This window comes from Microcystis sp. M53598_WE2, assembly GCF_030067735.1.
GTDB classification, from domain to species: domain Bacteria; phylum Cyanobacteriota; class Cyanobacteriia; order Cyanobacteriales; family Microcystaceae; genus Microcystis; species Microcystis aeruginosa.
On record NZ_JASJFE010001004.1, the window covers coordinates 1 to 15,448 of the forward strand.

The 15,448-nt window shown below is 42.4% G+C and carries 14 protein-coding genes and 1 pseudogene; 6 read left to right on the plus strand and 9 right to left on the minus strand.

The genetic code is table 11. The features are described from left to right. Positions 1–114 precede the first annotated feature (114 nt). Positions 115–321, plus strand: a complete 207-nt coding sequence (locus tag PX636_RS20525) for a potassium-transporting ATPase subunit F (RefSeq protein ID WP_044034745.1) — start codon at positions 115–117, stop codon at positions 319–321. A gap of 167 nt (positions 322–488) precedes the next feature. Further along, positions 489–1,133: a K(+)-transporting ATPase subunit C gene (kdpC, locus tag PX636_RS20530; protein ID WP_288118588.1), complete on the plus strand. Its 645-nt coding sequence runs from the start codon at positions 489–491 to the stop codon at positions 1,131–1,133. A 132-nt stretch (positions 1,134–1,265) separates the two neighbouring features. On the opposite strand, the gene PX636_RS20535 is transcribed toward kdpC, so the two are convergent. Next, positions 1,266–1,949, minus strand: coding sequence for a YdcF family protein (locus PX636_RS20535; protein ID WP_012268158.1), 684 nt, complete (start codon positions 1,947–1,949; stop codon positions 1,266–1,268). Between the two features lie 3 nt (positions 1,950–1,952). Next, positions 1,953–4,613: a DNA gyrase/topoisomerase IV subunit A gene (locus tag PX636_RS20540; protein ID WP_288118591.1), complete on the minus strand. Its 2,661-nt coding sequence runs from the start codon at positions 4,611–4,613 to the stop codon at positions 1,953–1,955. A gap of 82 nt (positions 4,614–4,695) precedes the next feature. Here PX636_RS20540 and PX636_RS20545 point away from each other — a divergent pair, with 82 nt between their 5' ends. Further along, positions 4,696–5,100, plus strand: coding sequence for a response regulator (locus PX636_RS20545; protein WP_002761765.1), 405 nt, complete (start codon positions 4,696–4,698; stop codon positions 5,098–5,100). A 243-nt stretch (positions 5,101–5,343) separates the two neighbouring features. Here PX636_RS20545 and PX636_RS20550 read toward each other — a convergent pair whose 3' ends face one another. Both PX636_RS20550 and dndC read right to left on the minus strand, forming a co-directional pair. Continuing rightward, on the minus strand, positions 5,344–6,036 hold the full coding sequence (locus PX636_RS20550; protein ID WP_079206633.1) for a M15 family metallopeptidase: 693 nt from the start codon (positions 6,034–6,036) through the stop codon (positions 5,344–5,346). A gap of 282 nt (positions 6,037–6,318) precedes the next feature. Beyond that, the gene (gene dndC, locus PX636_RS20555; protein WP_052278281.1) at positions 6,319–7,908 is read right to left on the minus strand and encodes a DNA phosphorothioation system sulfurtransferase DndC; all 1,590 of its coding nucleotides are present in this window, start codon (positions 7,906–7,908) and stop codon (positions 6,319–6,321) included. Between the two features lie 227 nt (positions 7,909–8,135). Between dndC and PX636_RS20560 the strand changes: the two genes are divergently transcribed. Further along, on the plus strand, positions 8,136–9,344 hold the full coding sequence (locus tag PX636_RS20560; RefSeq protein ID WP_052278590.1) for a DNA sulfur modification protein DndB: 1,209 nt from the start codon (positions 8,136–8,138) through the stop codon (positions 9,342–9,344). Positions 9,345–9,499: 155 nt separating this feature from the next. Here the strand turns inward: PX636_RS20560 and PX636_RS20565 are convergent, their stop codons facing one another. After that, on the minus strand, positions 9,500–10,234 hold the full coding sequence (locus PX636_RS20565; RefSeq protein ID WP_288118596.1) for an SDR family oxidoreductase: 735 nt from the start codon (positions 10,232–10,234) through the stop codon (positions 9,500–9,502). A gap of 39 nt (positions 10,235–10,273) precedes the next feature. Then, positions 10,274–11,062 (minus strand): class I SAM-dependent methyltransferase, encoded by a 789-nt coding sequence (locus tag PX636_RS20570; RefSeq protein WP_287731518.1) that lies wholly within the window; start codon positions 11,060–11,062, stop codon positions 10,274–10,276. A gap of 78 nt (positions 11,063–11,140) precedes the next feature. Between PX636_RS20570 and PX636_RS22770 the strand changes: the two are divergent. Next, a pseudogene (locus PX636_RS22770) lies at positions 11,141–11,349 on the plus strand (MvdC/MvdD family ATP grasp protein); the annotation flags it as partial. A gap of 22 nt (positions 11,350–11,371) precedes the next feature. Here the strand turns inward: PX636_RS22770 and PX636_RS20575 are convergent. After that, positions 11,372–11,563: a hypothetical protein gene (locus PX636_RS20575; RefSeq protein WP_288118599.1), complete on the minus strand. Its 192-nt coding sequence runs from the start codon at positions 11,561–11,563 to the stop codon at positions 11,372–11,374. Between PX636_RS20575 and PX636_RS20580 the strand changes: the two genes are divergently transcribed. Then, positions 11,562–11,720 carry a microviridin/marinostatin family tricyclic proteinase inhibitor gene (locus PX636_RS20580; protein WP_041804430.1) on the plus strand — a complete coding sequence of 53 codons (159 nt, stop codon included), beginning with the start codon at positions 11,562–11,564 and terminating at the stop codon, positions 11,718–11,720. The two genes, PX636_RS20575 and PX636_RS20580, sit on opposite strands and share 2 nt — an antisense overlap. Positions 11,721–11,892: 172 nt before the next feature. On the opposite strand, the gene PX636_RS20585 is transcribed toward PX636_RS20580, so the two are convergent. Both PX636_RS20585 and PX636_RS20590 read right to left on the minus strand, forming a co-directional pair. Further along, positions 11,893–12,372 carry a hypothetical protein gene (locus PX636_RS20585; RefSeq protein WP_288118604.1) on the minus strand — a complete coding sequence of 160 codons (480 nt, stop codon included), beginning with the start codon at positions 12,370–12,372 and terminating at the stop codon, positions 11,893–11,895. A 277-nt stretch (positions 12,373–12,649) separates the two neighbouring features. Next, on the minus strand, positions 12,650–15,448 hold a 2,799-nt coding region (locus tag PX636_RS20590), incomplete at its 5' end, for a non-ribosomal peptide synthetase (protein WP_288118602.1).

Here is a 15,448-nt window from a genome sequence, read left to right on the forward strand (position 1 = left end):
CGATCCCCCCTTAATCCCCCCTTGATAAGGGGGGTGTCTGATAATTTTTAACGCCTACCTACTTATTTTCTTGATTTACTGGCAAAAACAAATCTCCAAAAAACTCTAATTCTTATGAAAGCAGCCCCTAGAAAATACCGATTTTTCTGGTATATTTTCTTAAATTTCTGTCTAACAATTCTTTTCTCCTCCATCGTTCAAGCTTCTACGGGAAGCACTATCGATAGGGGGCAAGCCTCTGCATTAACCCTTTTAGGATTAGTCGCCTTTGCTTTATTTATCTATCTGTTCTTGGTCATCTTTGTACCGGAGAGGTTTTAAGAGATTTCTGGCACAATTAATTTTTGAGAGTTCAAAAATGGGAAAAAGCAGAAAATCTCTAAATAGACTCTTTCATTGATTGTTGTTTATTCTTAATTCTCCTGACTCCTGACTACTGGCTCCTGACTCCTAACTCCACCAACAAACTTTTTCAGTAAACCCTAATTATGAGTTTTGCACGCGAGGCCGGTAGAGCCATCCGTTCTACCCTAGTTCTCTGGGTAATTACTGCCCTGATCTATCCTTTCTCGATGATCGCCATCGGTCAAATTCTTTTTCCCTGGCAAGCGAACGGGAGTTTGATCACCAATAATCAAGGTCAAGTGGTGGGTTCGGCTCTAATTGGGCAACCTTTCACCAGCGATCGCTATTTTAATAGTCGTCCAAGTACCACCAACTACAGTACGGCCGATCCGAAAAACGATCCTAACAAAGTCCTGCAAACCGGAATTTCGGGAGCGAGTAACCTAGCTCCCAGTAACCCCCTGTTGATCGAGCGAATTAAAGGAAAACCCGATTCCGACCCGAAAAAAGCACTGGAGGGGGAGATTCCCCGATTAGAGAAGACGGGAATTAAACCCACCGCGGCTCTGGTGTACACCTCCGGTTCTGGTCTTGATCCCCATATCACCCCGGAGGCCGCCAGAGCGCAGATCGAGCGGGTGGCGCGGGTGCGGGGATTACCGACGAATCAAGTGGAGATCCTCGTTACCAAAAACACCGACGAGCGCTTTCTCGGCATCTTCGGTGAACCGGGGGTTAACCTACTGAAACTGAATCTGGCTCTAGATGCGATCGCAAATACCCGATAGGGCCTCTGATACTCAATCCTGTTTAAAAGGTATAGGAAAGTGGGAAGAGAGAGTTTGCCTTTAAAAACCCCAACTTAGTAGATTTACAAACATGGGATGCAGCCGCTAAAAAACTAACTGGGAGAGGATGGTTTAGCTGATCTTACCTTGGGATTCACATTTAAAACCTTCATCGTGCCAAGCTTCTAAATCAACGGAATTTAAGGGAATGACTTGCCAACAGGGGGGAGAGATTAATTGTCCGACAAAAGCCCAAATTATACTTCTAGTCACATCTAACCCAGTTTTTAGCTTTGATTCGTGATTACCGGGGATACCAATTTCTCGGACTGCATCGATTTCTACTGCTATACCGTGGGATTGCAAGTGAATTGCTGCTAACCATTTAGCGCGGGGTAAATGAGTAGGAGAGGTGACAACTTTTACTTTATGTACTCCCCATTGTTTTAAAATTGGCACGGCAAAGAAAAAATTGCCGAAGGTAGAATCAGCACACTTTTCTAACCAGACGTTAGTTTTTGGCGCTTTTGCCCGTTCAAATAGTAATAAAATACAGGGGTCTTTCGAGCCTTGGGAAATTAAAATCGGTATATCGGGGTATTGCTGGGCTAGATTGGCTACATAAATTTCCCGACGAATGCTGCCCCCCAAAACTAAGATGGCATCAACGGGTTTTTGTTGATTAATTGGCAAGCGGATGGCTAAATTAATCGCTAAATTAAAGATAATAAACCCAAAAACCAGAATCGGAGTTAGTTTTAACCATCTTTGCCAATGCCGGTGTTTACGAGCAACATTTTTCGGTTTTTTCGCCATTGTTTAGAGATGGTGTAACAATTGTGCTTTGATAATTTTTTCTGCGGGGTTGAGTTTGACTAATTGTGAACCTGTCCCGTCTTTACCCGTGACTGCCACAGTTTCCACCTCTAAGGGTAGTTTTCGATTCTGATTGGTACTTAATAACACTATACTCCCCGCCCGCGCCGCTACCATGGCCGCTAAACTATCCTGTTTGTTGACGAATTGTAAAGCAGGTGAACCAAGATCGCCTAATTGTGATAGTCGTAAATTCTCGATCGCCAGTCTTTTTCCGTAACCCAATCCCGAAATCAGCAGCAGATTTTCCCGATGGGGGAGAGAAACACAGCCGGCTAGATGTTCCCCGTAGCGCAATCGCAAAATTGCCAAACCCTGAGCGGATTTACTCATCATTGGCAATAATTCCTCGCGCACGGGATAACGCAACACCCGACCGCTACTGGTGGCGATCGCTAAGTCCAGACCCTCGTGAGTAAAAATAGCGCCATACAGGCGATCATCTTCTTTCAATTTCATGAGGGACAAACCCCGACTACCAACCCCCTCTAATTCATCGATGGGAAGCCGCTTTATTCGCCCCTGTTGACTCAGTAAAAGCAATTCTTGACTTTTTTGAGGTTCCGTCAAGAAAAATTGATTTAACACGGCTTCTGACTCTTTTTGGGCGGTTTTGGTCAGCAGACTGGAGATTAACACCGGTTGATTGTCTTTTGGAGGAACTTCCCGGGTAGCAATCGGGTAAGCTTTAGCATTATCGAGGATAACTAGGAAATTTTCCCGTTTTTCGATCGCCTGTTGATAGATAATTAAACCCCGGTCCGGCACTCGCTCTTCTGGTGTCGTCCAACTAATTTTATCTTCGGCATCAAGCAATAAAATCGCATTTTCTGGGGGTTCTTGGGGCGTAAATAGGCTTAAACTCGGTGCATTCTCACTCTCAGACTTTTTCTTAACTTTATTCTCCTGCTTTTTAACTTCTGCCTTGAAAGAGGGTGTAGGGTGTGGGGGGTGGGGTTTGGGGTGTGGGGTGTGGGGTGTAGGTAAGGAAACCTCTTTCGTCTCTGGTGGTGAAAATTTTTTCATCGGGACTGTCTCCTGTTTTTTAACAACAGAATCCTGTTTCTTCCCTGCTGTCTCCTGTCTCCTGTCTCCCGACTTGCCAGTGGGAATTTTTGTCCGTCTGCTATCGGCGAATTTTTTCTTTAAAGAGCGCAATTCTTTTTTCAGAGACTTGAGAAGCTCCTGACGGTTATGGAGGAGAGTTTCCAACTGTTGAATTTTTGTTTGTAATTCCGTCGCTTCCGTCTCTAACTTTTGTCTTTCCAAACCGGTTAAACGACGTAGGGGCATAGCCAAGATAGAATCAGCTTGAGCGTCACTAATGCCCAATTCTGCCTGAAAACGATACTTAGCCGTCGTCCCATCGGGAGCATTTTTGAGAATATCCACCACTCGATCGATATTCTGCAAAGCTAATAATAAACCCTCCACTAGGTGTAAGCGATCGCTGGCCTGTTGCAACTCGTCGCCATACTGACGGGTGAGAGTCGTTTCTCGAAAGCGCAAGAATTCCTGTAAAACTTGTTTTAAAGATAACTGCCGGGGTTTATTATCGACCAAAGCGAGGATAATCGCCCCAAAATTAGTCTGTAGGGCCGTTTGTTGGTATAAAGCCGCCAAAACCTGCTGCGGTTGACTTTCCCGCTTTAATTCAATCACCACCCGAATGCCTTCGCGATTACTTTCATCGCGGATATCGGCAATTCCCTCCAATTTCCCTAAATTGACTAATTCGGCGATTTTTTCGATCCATGCAGCCTTATTCACCTGAAAAGGCAACTCAGTAACCACAATTGCCGTCCTTTCCCTTCGGCGCTTGCCCTCAATGATAATTGTTTCAGTTTTCGCCACTCCGCGCACGGGAATAATCCCCCTACCGGTGCGATAAGCCTCCCGAATGCCGGTATCATCTAAAATCTCGCCTCCCGTGGGAAAATCGGGCCCGGGGATAATTTCTACTAACTTTTCCTCGCTTAAATCGGGATTATCAATCAAAGCGATTAAACCTTCCACCACTTCCCCTAAATTATGGGGGGGAATATTAGTCGCCATTCCCACCGCAATACCCGAACAACCATTAAGAATCAGTATCGGTAACTGAGCGGGTAAAACAACCGGTTCCTGTTGAGAATTATCAAAATTACTGCTAAAATTAACGATAGCTTCGCTAATTCCCCCTAAAACCGCCTGATCACCGATGCCGGCCAAACGGGTTTCTGTGTAACGCATGGCCGCCGGGGGGTCGTTATCGATCGAACCAAAGTTACCATGGCCCGATAAAAGTGGGTAACGACTGGAAAAATCCTGTACCATACGAACCAGTGCCTCGTACACTGACTGATCGCCGTGGGGATGATATTTACCCAAGACATCCCCCACCACCCGCGCACATTTGCGAAAAGGGCGATCGGGAGTTAAACCCAGTTCGTGCATAGCGTATAATATGCGACGATGCACTGGTTTTAGTCCATCGCGTACATCCGGCAAGGCTCGCCCCACGATCACACTCATGGCATATTCTAGATAGGATCGTTCCATCTCTTGGTGTAAGGCCGTGGGTATAATTTGACCACTAGCTAAGAAATCCAGTTGTTTGGCCATGAGTCTCTCGTTTTCAATCTGTCTAGCTGTGAATCATAAGGCATTTTGCCCGTTTTAACCTTGTTTATCCCTGAGCATCCCTATGACGACTGTTTTGATTGTAGAAGACGACCCGATTAATTTTCGCGTTTTTGCCAAAATTTTGACCAAACGAGGTGGTCTAGAGGTTAAAGGGACCGAAGACGTGGAAGAAGTGCTTCGTATTGCTCGGGATAAGGAAGCGGACGTGATCTTAATGGATGTCTCCCTCTCCCATAGTGTCTATGAAGGGAAAGCGGTAGATGGCATTAAAATCAGCCAAATTCTCAAAGCTAACCCCGAAACCGCCGATTTACCCGTTATTCTCGTCACCGCTCACGCTATGGAAGGCGATCGAGAGAATTTTCTCAAGCAGAGTCAGGCCGATGGTTATATTTCTAAACCAGTGGTTGATCACCAAGCTTTTGTTGATCAAATTTTGGCGATCATCGATCAGAAGCTGGTCTAAGCTTTGAGTCTTCTTTTGTTAGTATATCAGTATTGGTCTAGGGTTGGCTGAATAAATCTTAAAACCTTGTTGGGTAAGACTTTTAGACTTTTTGTCAATCAAAAAGTACCAGCGACGGGAGTGATTGGGGGGAAAATTCCGGGACTTTTCCCCTGAAAATTAGGTAATTGACCCCCTCAAAATCTGTAAAACCCTACACCCCACACCCTGTCCCCACAAGAAACTTTTTGCCGCAAACCCTACTTAATCCTCCACTCTGCCATAGATGGCGTAGGCTCGATCGAGCGACCAGGCCCACATCTGATCCCCTAGGGAAAAATGCCACCATTCCCCCTTATGTCGGCTAAATCCCGCCTCCTCCATCACTTTAGCCAATAAAACTCGTTTTTGATGATAACTCTGTTCTCGCGGGCTTTTTGCGGCGATATAATAATCGGGATGCGATCGCTCACTGATCTCATCGATTTCTCCCCCCATGTCGATGGCTTGTCCCTTCTCGTCCACCAGGGTAATATCGATCGCCGCTCCGGTACTATGGGGAGGCGGAGTGGCGGCATTATCGCTGGGAAACGCCCAAATAGTGTAAACTTCTGTTAAAATCGCTTGACTTTCTGCCTCCGATAGTTTCTCTTTGGCTAATCCTTTTGTGTCTAGGAGAGTCTGAAAACTATAATCGACCATAAATTGTTGCACTTCCACCGGTCGATAGGCATCAAAAATCAAAATTTGCCAACCGGGTTGATAGACTTGCAGACGGTTTTGAGCATCAATTAGGGCATTTAACACCCCTTGTCGCAAAAAATAGGGAGATTTACCCCGATAATTAGCCCCTAATTTCTCGTAAGCGTGGGGAGAAGGGATAACAAATTTATCTGCGGGTATAGGTACTAGGGGTTCCCCACATTCACGAATAGGAATTTTTTGGTAGGGTTTCATCTCGTCGTCGAGAAACAGTAATTTTATTGATGGTCCACTCGATCGCCAGTTTACATAGGGTTTGCGGCAAAAAGTTTTTCGTGGGGGTAGGGTGTAGGGTGTGGGGTGTGGGGTGTGGGGTTTTACCCATTTTCAGGTGGTCAATTACCTAATTTTCAGGGAAAAAGTCCAGGGATTTTCCCCCCAATCACTACAAGGGTCGGCACTTTTTGAGGGAAAAAAGTCTAAAAACCTTATCCAACAAGGTTGTTAGATTTATTCAGCAAACCCTACATAAACCCGTTATTCCTCCTCCTCAACGGTTGTAGGGAATTTCATACTGGCCCAAGTTAACTGTTTTTGCGGGTCTTTTTCCGGTTCACTAAAACTCTCTTTGAGTTGTTCTTTCACCTGAGCAATATTGCCACTTTGAGCGGCATTCTTTAGATCATAGACATAACGAGCATTTTCGATCGCTTCCTCTTTACTACGAGAACTAGACTCAAAGCATTTTTCTAGGTCTTTGTAAATACCCTTGCGAGAGATTTTGAGAAAATATTGACGTTCTGTATCGATCAGTTTAGCCAATAATTCTAGGTGCATGGAATCCTCGGCACAGATATCCGCGAGTATATCCCATTCTTCACTCCCCAAAAGATTATTATCCGCCCCCGGTCGCGGGTCTTGAAAAGTTTCTCCAGTCACTTGTTTATAAATCTTCGGTAATTGGTCATCAAATTCGTGCTTTTCTTCCCTCCAAATCCGGCGAATTTCGCTGAGTTCCTCCGTGGTAATTAGGGTAATATCTTTCATCTCCTCTGGGGCATTAGTACGCACGCTCTCCTGAGCTTCTAATACCCTTCTCAGCCAATATTCCCGCCATTTTTTAGTATAGGGTCCCGGTATGGGTTCGATCTTGTCTGAACCAAAAAGTTCAACCTTGCCATAAATACGGCGAAAATCTCGCCTTTCTCTGTCGTTTTTTAAGTCTAATTCGTTGCGAAGCTCTAAAAGTGGTTGTAACCATTCTTTTTCTTCGTCATTCTGTATCATTGCCTCCATCGATTTATCTTTATTCACCAACGTACACACCCAACAACCAAAGCGCGAATCTCCACAGCTAGGAGTGGAAGTATCTACCACTAGGGGACATTCATTATCCGCAGTCGCTCCTCGATACATTGCTAATAATTCTTTGTTATCTCCTCCCCAGGGATTTTCCCACTGCATTAAGTACATCCATACTTCATCAGTACGCCAATCTTCTATGGGAGTATAAATCAAAGAGTTGATTAAACGTCCATTGGGGCTTAATCTGTCACGAACTCTACCTATTTCATGTTTTTTCATGGTGATTGCTCGCGCTTGACTTTCAGCCTTCCTAATTCCTAGCACAACAATAGTTTCACAATGAACTCTGACTAAATTGCGAATAAAGTTATTGACAGGCTGAATTTTCATGCGATCAGTACACCAACGAAAGCCGTGCCTTGGAGCAGGATATCCTTTTCCTATCAAACAAACCCAGAAAGTAGCGTCAACTTCAGGATGCAGTAGATGCGATTTAACAGGCATTTGTTGCTGTTTTGCCGCTTCTGTAAGCTGTCTAATACATCTGCGTACCCAAGTAGAAACAATTGGGTTTTCAACAAAAGTATCGGTAGTGATGACATGAATGGTTTTGTGTCGCTTCTCTAATGGTAAGGCAGCGATCGCATTCCAGATTAACTGCAGTATACTTGTACTATCTTTTCCCCATGATACTCCCACAACCCAAGGAATAGTATCTGCACAGTATAATTCCTGTATTTCTTGAGTTAAATAATTTAAATCCTCGACAAACTCCGCAATAGTACGGATAGGCGACTTATCTGATTTGAGGGTATCTGTCATAAAAAGTCCGTATTTCTCTCGATACTGAGTGTCTCAAGGATGACTACAGAGTTTCGCCTAAAGATGAAGTATGACGGGATTTGGCATCATCCTTGGGCGATCAGCTGCTGTTCCTTGTTCCCTATTCTGGCGTTCCCTATTCCCCAAAACGAAAACTTCGTGCCTCATCATTAAGATAACTGCTATAATATATGATTATTGAGTGTTTTTTGGTATTTTTTTCTATTATGTCTGATATTGCAGCTCATTCTTCAGATTTGACTCAACAACTGAATCAGGTACTGGAATACTACTTTTCTGAGCATTACAGAGAGAAATGCTATCTTGGGCTAGTTTTCCAACAAGGAAAACGAAAAATGGTTCAAATAAACGTTCCCGCTCATGATTTACCAACCTTGCTCCAAGCAAAGCCATCTACAGGGAACGATCCCGATTCAGGAAAAAATCGCCCAGAGGTTCAAGGACATACAGAGGAAGTTAAAGAATATATCCTTAAGCGGATTAAACAAGATAAACCATGGATTTTAGGAACTCTAACAGCTAATGTTGATCCAGAAAAAATTAAGCTGATCGATCTTGCTCGTGGGCTATGCTTGGTTGTAATTGGGCGTGGAATCAAATTAGATATTACAGATGGTCAACATCGTAAACGCGCTATTCACGAATTGATTACAAATTCTGAGGGGGAACTAATCGGTGATAATGATTTTCCTATTACTTTGGTCTTGGAAGGGGATTTTAGACAATGCCAAACTGATTTTAGAGATATGGCTCAAACAAGACCTTTAGATAAATCATTACTCCTTTCCTTTGGTGAATTTGAAGGACGGGTGGGTATTACTAAAAATTTACTCTATCAAGTGTCTATGTTTGATGGTAAAACAGAAGCTATCAAAGATCAAACTTCGTTAAAAAAGAAACTTATTTATACATTTAACTATGTGGCTAAATTAGTAAGTTTAGCATTTGATAACGACATTAGTTCTGATTTAACAGAGATAAGCGTTGAAGAATCATCTGAGGTTTTATCTAAATGTTTAAATCAGTTTTTTCATGAGTGTTCTCAAACTAGAGAAATAGCGGAGAATAGCACAGATAAATTAACCGTTGATCAGTTAACTCAATTTCAGACAAGTTGTATTTTAGGACGTAGTGTAGGCTTAGAAATATTAGGATACTTGTTGCACGATATTTATGATGAAAATAACAACAGTTTTGATAGTGCTAAAATTTCATTGTTGGCTGGATTAGACTGGGCAACTGGTAGTGATCTTTGGAGTGGAAATGTCGTTAAAATAGATCCTAACCCTAAAAAGCCAGCAAATCCTTACAGAATATCTGCGAGCATGAATATGGTAAAACTGGCAGTTTACAACGTAAAAAATCGGCTAGGATGGGTAGAAAAATCTACAAGTTCTATGTTAGATTTTCAATGATCGAGCGCGGCTGACAAGCGATCGCAAAGTCGAACTTATGTACTATGATCAACCCTTAATGCAACTTTAAAAACCCACTTCCCACTCCCTCCTATACCCTTTAAACAGGATTTAGTATCACTTTCCCGGGTTGAGGGTTTAAGTCCAGTTAGGGATTAAAGAGTAACTCCACCGTCCACGGGTAAAACCACCCCTGTCATATAGGGGTTGATAATCAAACTCAATACTGCTAGGGCGACTTCTTCGGGTTGCCCTAAATGTTCGACAGGTAGAGCAGAAACCGCCCATTTGCTCAGGTCGGAGCGTTCCGAATCACCTTGACTGGTCCAGATGCTTGTATCTTCTATTAATCCGGGGGCAACAACGTTAACGCGAATAGGAGCGAGTTCTAGGGCGAGGGCGCGTCCAAATACGGCTACGGCACTATTAGCGGCGGCTATGACGGAAATTCCGCCCATTTTGGAATATTTGAACATAGTGACGCTGGATGTCAGGGTAATAGAACCGTCCTTGGCCAAAGTTTTCAGGGAGCCACGCACTGCTAAAAAGGTTCCCCAGAATTTCTCCATACCTCCCCGGGCCGTTTCTGCGGTCATTTCGGTTAATAAGGCTCGCGGCATATTTCTGTCTCCGAGAGAGGTGACTACTAAATGGTCAAAGTTGCCAATTTCTGCAAAAAAGGCATTAACAGAATCTTCTTCTAAAAAATTAACAGTTTTGGCTTCAATCTCCCCGGAAATTAGGGCAACAGCGGCAGCTAATTTCTCTTGAGAAGCATGGGAAAGCACCACTTTTGCCTTCAGGGAGAGCAATTTTTCGGCAATCGCTAGGTCAATCCCGGAGCTTGCACCAATAATAACGACTTTTTTACCCGATAAGGAATCAAACATTTTTTTTGTCTCCAAAAATTCAAGAAAAACTTACAACTATTACAGTACATTGACTGGCTTTTGGGCAGCAACTAACCAATAAGTTATGGCCGAGGAACTTAGCAAATTATCCAGAGGCTTAATGTTTAAATTATAGGTTTCTTCGTCTAATTTTCCCGATTGCAATTCCTCTGTTAACCAAGACTTAAGATGGCGAAAATGTCTGAACCAGCACTCCTCCGTCACCTCGACAAATTGAACATCTTTAAACCCTGCCTGTTGATAAAGATTTTGATACTCTGCCCTATCTTTGACCGTGTTTGCTTGGGGAACTGTCCAATCACCTAAAAGTTCTGTTGTGGCAAAACTCAGATCTGAGAGAATTAAGGTTCCCCCCGGCTTTAATACTCGCCAAGCTTCTTGCAAGAATTGCCGCCTGGTATTAAAATAAAAAGCCGCTTCTACACAAATAATTTGCTCAAAAGAATGATCGGCAAAATCCATCTCTACTGCGTCCATTAACAGAAATTTACCCTCGGGAAAATTCAAGAGACTTCTGGCAATTTGTGTCGGAGAAATGTTAATCCCCACAATTGCTGTCAATGGATAATATTTGAGAAGATAATGGGTAGTTGCTCCCAAACCACAGCCAACATCAAGAATTGTTCCCTGTTTGTTGGGAATAAATTCTAAAAGTTTCTCCATCAGAGTAGAGGATGCTTCCTGTTGATCTTGGGTATGGGAGAGCCAATAACCGACATTAAAAAACTCTCTTTCACCATAAAACTCTCGAATCGAAGGACTACAAATTAAATCATCGAATCTACTAATCCATTCATTTTTATCCATTGTTAAACTCACTTAACTGTTTCGGCAAAAACTACATTAGTTTAACACGATTGGGCTTAGTAGAGCGGGAAGTGGGAAGTGGGTTATAGCAATGCTTGCCAAACTCTTGTTAAGGCACTAGATATTGACCGCGTGGCTGAGGCGATATAAAAAAAGGAGCCACACCTTTTCCCTTAGATACCGATAAATTTCCCTTAGAGGTTCAACTAACAGCCCAATTTAATGGTAAAAAAAGTTTTTATCAATTAACCTATAACCATCAATCTATATTATCATATCTGGTGAGGGACAGAAGTTATCGCTTTTGAATTAGGAATGGGGAGCGGAGAACAGGGAAGAAAATTGGCGTACCTGATGACCCTGAATAAAGCTATAAGTGTCACCCATGGGAGTGCGGGTAAGGTGAGTATTTGACTTGAGTAAGACGGCAATATATGTTACTATCACAAGGTAATCGCAGCTATCTTGAAAAAGCTGCCACTCAAAACTAGGAATGACCATGAATTATCCCAATACCGAACAAAGTAAAGCAATCCCCTTCTTTGCTCGTTTTTTATCTGTGGACCAAGACGAGGCTCCGACTCCCGATTCCCCCCCCGATTCTGAACCGGCTCCCGTTTGGACTTGGAAATGGCCTTCTGACTGGGAAGATAGTTAATTAATTTAAAGATTGCTTTCAGTAATTCAGACAGAAATAAACTACCGCCATAGGTCAAGCAGGAGTAAGATTTATGGCGGTTTTTTGTTGTATTTAGGGTTTGCTGAAAAAGTCAATTTGCCGGTGAGGGCAGCAGGAGAGAGGAGGGAGAAAGTGCTTAGTCAAGTCACAACTACTCTTCAGCAATTTCGACTTCTTTGGGAGCAATGGGTTCTTCGGCAGCAATTTCTACTTCAATAGCCTTTTTCAGGTTAAGTTTTAGAACTTGAGAAATTGGCAAACCTTCCACCTCATTGATGAGATATTCTTGAGTTTCTGTTTCACGACGTTTGAGATAGACCGTTTTAAGCAGTGCCTCAATGCCATAACCCGTAACAATGTCACCAATAATGGTAGAGATGCCTAAGACCCCAAGTCCACCAATTAGTCCCAGCGGACCGCCTAACCCAAAAAGTGCGTAAATCGCAGGATAGGCAGTACCACCGGATGCGGCAACAGCAATAATGAAAATAATGCCGGGGAGTCCCAGAGAAGCAAGTTTTTGAACAACTTCATCCAGAGAAATTCCCCAGGAGACAAGTTTTTTGTTGATGTCTGTGGGATTAATTCCGAGAAAATCATTGGGAATGGCCGTTTCAGTAGTTTCCGTCATTGATGAGACTCCTAAAATCACTAAGTTGGATTGGTTGGTCGGGATTTCACTCATATAAAATCCATGGTAAGGCAAAAGAATACAAATCGGCTGTCTAGCAATCAGATGCCTTGCAGCATTTTACATTAGTCTTACCGTTCACACAACTTGTAGAAAATCGTCAGTTCTTAGATTAAATCCTGTTTAAAAGATAGATGAGATTGGGGAGAAACAATTGATAACTGGGTTTTTCAAGTTGGATTGGGAGTTAACCATAGTCTTAAAAACGGGTTTGGTATCAAATCTCAAGGCAAACTTTTAACTCTTTGGCTAAAATCTGGACATGGGGTTCCACCATAATCGAGACATGATTTCCTAGGACGAAATGAATCTCAACTGGCTCTGTAGAAAATTCACTCCAGCCTAAAGAGGAATCCTCGCAATCTCCAGCTATTAAATCTTTATTTGGATCATCAGCTAATTCCTCCCTGGCCCGTATAATCGTAATTTTACCAGGATAAATCTGTTTAGGGAGATAATCAATCAGACATAAACAGCTAGTTTTATAGGCTTGGACAATTTTTTCAAGCTGCCTAGTTTCCGCATTGGGAGGAAGCATATTAGCCAGTTTAAAAAAGTTTAAGGCGTATTTTAATTGTTCCTCCACTGTTAAGAGTTGAAGAGTTTCATAGGAAATATCGATGGTTTTATCTAAATAAACTTCGATACCTTTGCTGACTTCAGCTAACCATCGCGCATGATCCCAATTAATATAATCAAGCAAAATTTGTTTGTCTTTATAAGTGGGTGCTGAAGAATCAATGATTGCTAGTAATGCCACTTGTTGACCCTGATTAACCAACTGTTGAGCCATTTCAAAAGCCACATTACCACCGTAGGAATGTCCTCCCAAAAAGTAGGGGCCTTGGGGTTGTAAATCTTGCATTGCTTGAAGATAAATACTGGCTATATCCTCAATGCGAGTGATTTCTCCAAACTGTTGATAGAGATCATTTTCAAAACTGTAGAAAGGTTGATCTTTTCCTAAACAACGTCCTAAATGGTAAAAATAAAATGGTCGTCCCCCGGCGCCTGGAACACAGAAGAAAGGAGGCTTTGAACCCTGGGGTTGAATGGGAACCAAACAAGACTGGTTAGAGGAATCTGCATCGGTTTGGATAATGGTCGCTAACTGTTCAATAGTTGGGTTTTGAAATATTGTAGTTACGGCAATTTCTTTGCCTAACTGTTCTTTAATTTGGGTGATTAAATAAGGAGCTAAAAGGGAATGACCACCGAGGTCAAAAAAGTTATCATGCACGCTAATTTTGTCAATCTTTAGCACTTTTGACCAGATTTGCACGAGGTTTAATTCTAACTGATTACGCGCTTCAATAAATCTGTCTGAATCACTGGTGTTACTGGGAGCTTTTAACGCACGACGATCAATTTTTCCGTTAGCTGTTAAAGGGAAAGACTCCAGCAGCACAAAAGCACCAGGAACCATATAACCGGGCAATTTATGGCTAAGAAATTGACGCAAATCGCCACTTGTTAGCTTTACTCCTAGCTTAGGTACAATATAGGCAACTAATTGTTTTTCCCCCGGATTGTCTTCACGAACAATCACACAAGAAGACTGTACCGCCTGATTTTGACTAAGTACAGCCTCAATTTCTCCCAATTCAATACGGAAGCCGCGAATTTTTACTTGATTGTCAATCCGTCCTACATATTCAATATTACCATCGGGTAAATAACGGGCCAAGTCTCCCGTTTTATATAATTTTGACGGCTCATTGCCCCCCTTATTAAGGGGGGTTGGGGGGATCACTTCATCCTTCTCAAAAGGATTAGGAATAAATTTTTCTTGGGTTAATTCGGGACGGTTAAGATAACCTTTGGCTAATCCCATACCACCAATATGTAATTCTCCTACTACACCAATCGGGACAGGTTGGAGATTTTTATCCAGCAAATAGATTTGGGTATTGGCAATCGCTTTACCAATGGGAATAGTTGTGGCTGTAGAAGCTATGTTTTCCACTAAATACCAGGAAGAAAACGTTGTATTTTCCGTTGGCCCATAGACATGAAGCAACCGTTGTGGCGCACCTTTTTCTAGTACCTCTTGTACCCATTTTGGTTCAACTGCTTCACCCCCAAATAGTAAGCAGCGTAAGTTACTAAAAGCTTGGGGAACTAAATTGGCTAACTGATTAAAAAGTGCTGTGGTTAAAAATAAGACACTAATCCGATTTTCCTTTAAGCTTAGTGCCAATTCTTGGGGTGAGAGCAAAACTGATTTAGCGATAATAATAATCTTAGCACCGTTAAGTAAAGCCCCCCAAATTTCAAAAGTAGCGGCATCAAAAGCAATATTAGACGCTTGAACAACGCGGTCATCAGGAGTAAACTGGATGTAATTAGTATTTAATACCAGTCGATTAACTGCTTGATGAGTGACGATAACACCCTTGGGTATTCCTGTAGAACCAGAAGTATAAATGACGTAGGCTAAATTATCCGCAGAAACTGTGCTGTTCAGATTCTCCAGACTTGCCTGATTAATTTGTTGCCAATCTTTGTCTAAACAGACAACAATAGCCTGATGATTTGGCAAGAAATTCTGTAAAGATTCGCAGGTTAACAGTATTTTAACCTGGGTATCTTGGAGCATAAAGCTAATGCGTTCTTGGGGATAATCTGGGTCAATAGGAACATAAGCTCCACCGACTTTAAGAATAGCCAATAATCCCACAATCATGTCTAAGGAACGCTCTAGACAAATCCCCACTAATTCCTCTGGTTTTACTCCTAATTTTCGCAAATAATGGGCTAATTGATTAGCACGACAATTTAATTCATTGTAGGTTAATTGTTGCTCTGAACATACCACTGCTACCGCGTCGGGTGTGCGTTTTACCTGTTCTTCAAATAATTGATGAATACATTGATCAGAGGGATAATCTGTGTGAGTTTCGTTCCACAATGATAACAATTGATAACGTTCTTCATCACTTAACATCGATAACTCAAAAATTCCCATATTGGGATTAGCTGCAATCGCAGTTAAGAGATTCTGAAAATGTTGCCC

What these genes read in the sequence shown, in the direction of transcription:
- PX636_RS20525 (WP_044034745.1), top strand. Translation starts at nt 115, where the DNA reads ATGAAAGCAGCCCCTAGAAAATACCGATTTTTCTGGTATATTTTCTTA.
- kdpC (WP_288118588.1), top strand. Translation starts at nt 489, where the DNA reads ATGAGTTTTGCACGCGAGGCCGGTAGAGCCATCCGTTCTACCCTAGTT.
- PX636_RS20535 (WP_012268158.1), bottom strand. Translation starts at nt 1,949, where the DNA reads ATGGCGAAAAAACCGAAAAATGTTGCTCGTAAACACCGGCATTGGCAA.
- PX636_RS20540 (WP_288118591.1), bottom strand. Translation starts at nt 4,613, where the DNA reads ATGGCCAAACAACTGGATTTCTTAGCTAGTGGTCAAATTATACCCACG.
- PX636_RS20545 (WP_002761765.1), top strand. Translation starts at nt 4,696, where the DNA reads ATGACGACTGTTTTGATTGTAGAAGACGACCCGATTAATTTTCGCGTT.
- PX636_RS20550 (WP_079206633.1), bottom strand. Translation starts at nt 6,036, where the DNA reads ATGAAACCCTACCAAAAAATTCCTATTCGTGAATGTGGGGAACCCCTA.
- dndC (WP_052278281.1), bottom strand. Translation starts at nt 7,908, where the DNA reads ATGACAGATACCCTCAAATCAGATAAGTCGCCTATCCGTACTATTGCG.
- PX636_RS20560 (WP_052278590.1), top strand. Translation starts at nt 8,136, where the DNA reads ATGTCTGATATTGCAGCTCATTCTTCAGATTTGACTCAACAACTGAAT.
- PX636_RS20565 (WP_288118596.1), bottom strand. Translation starts at nt 10,234, where the DNA reads ATGTTTGATTCCTTATCGGGTAAAAAAGTCGTTATTATTGGTGCAAGC.
- PX636_RS20570 (WP_287731518.1), bottom strand. Translation starts at nt 11,062, where the DNA reads ATGGATAAAAATGAATGGATTAGTAGATTCGATGATTTAATTTGTAGT.
- PX636_RS20580 (WP_041804430.1), top strand. Translation starts at nt 11,562, where the DNA reads ATGAATTATCCCAATACCGAACAAAGTAAAGCAATCCCCTTCTTTGCT.
- PX636_RS20575 (WP_288118599.1), bottom strand. Translation starts at nt 11,563, where the DNA reads ATGGTCATTCCTAGTTTTGAGTGGCAGCTTTTTCAAGATAGCTGCGAT.
- PX636_RS20585 (WP_288118604.1), bottom strand. Translation starts at nt 12,372, where the DNA reads ATGACGGAAACTACTGAAACGGCCATTCCCAATGATTTTCTCGGAATT.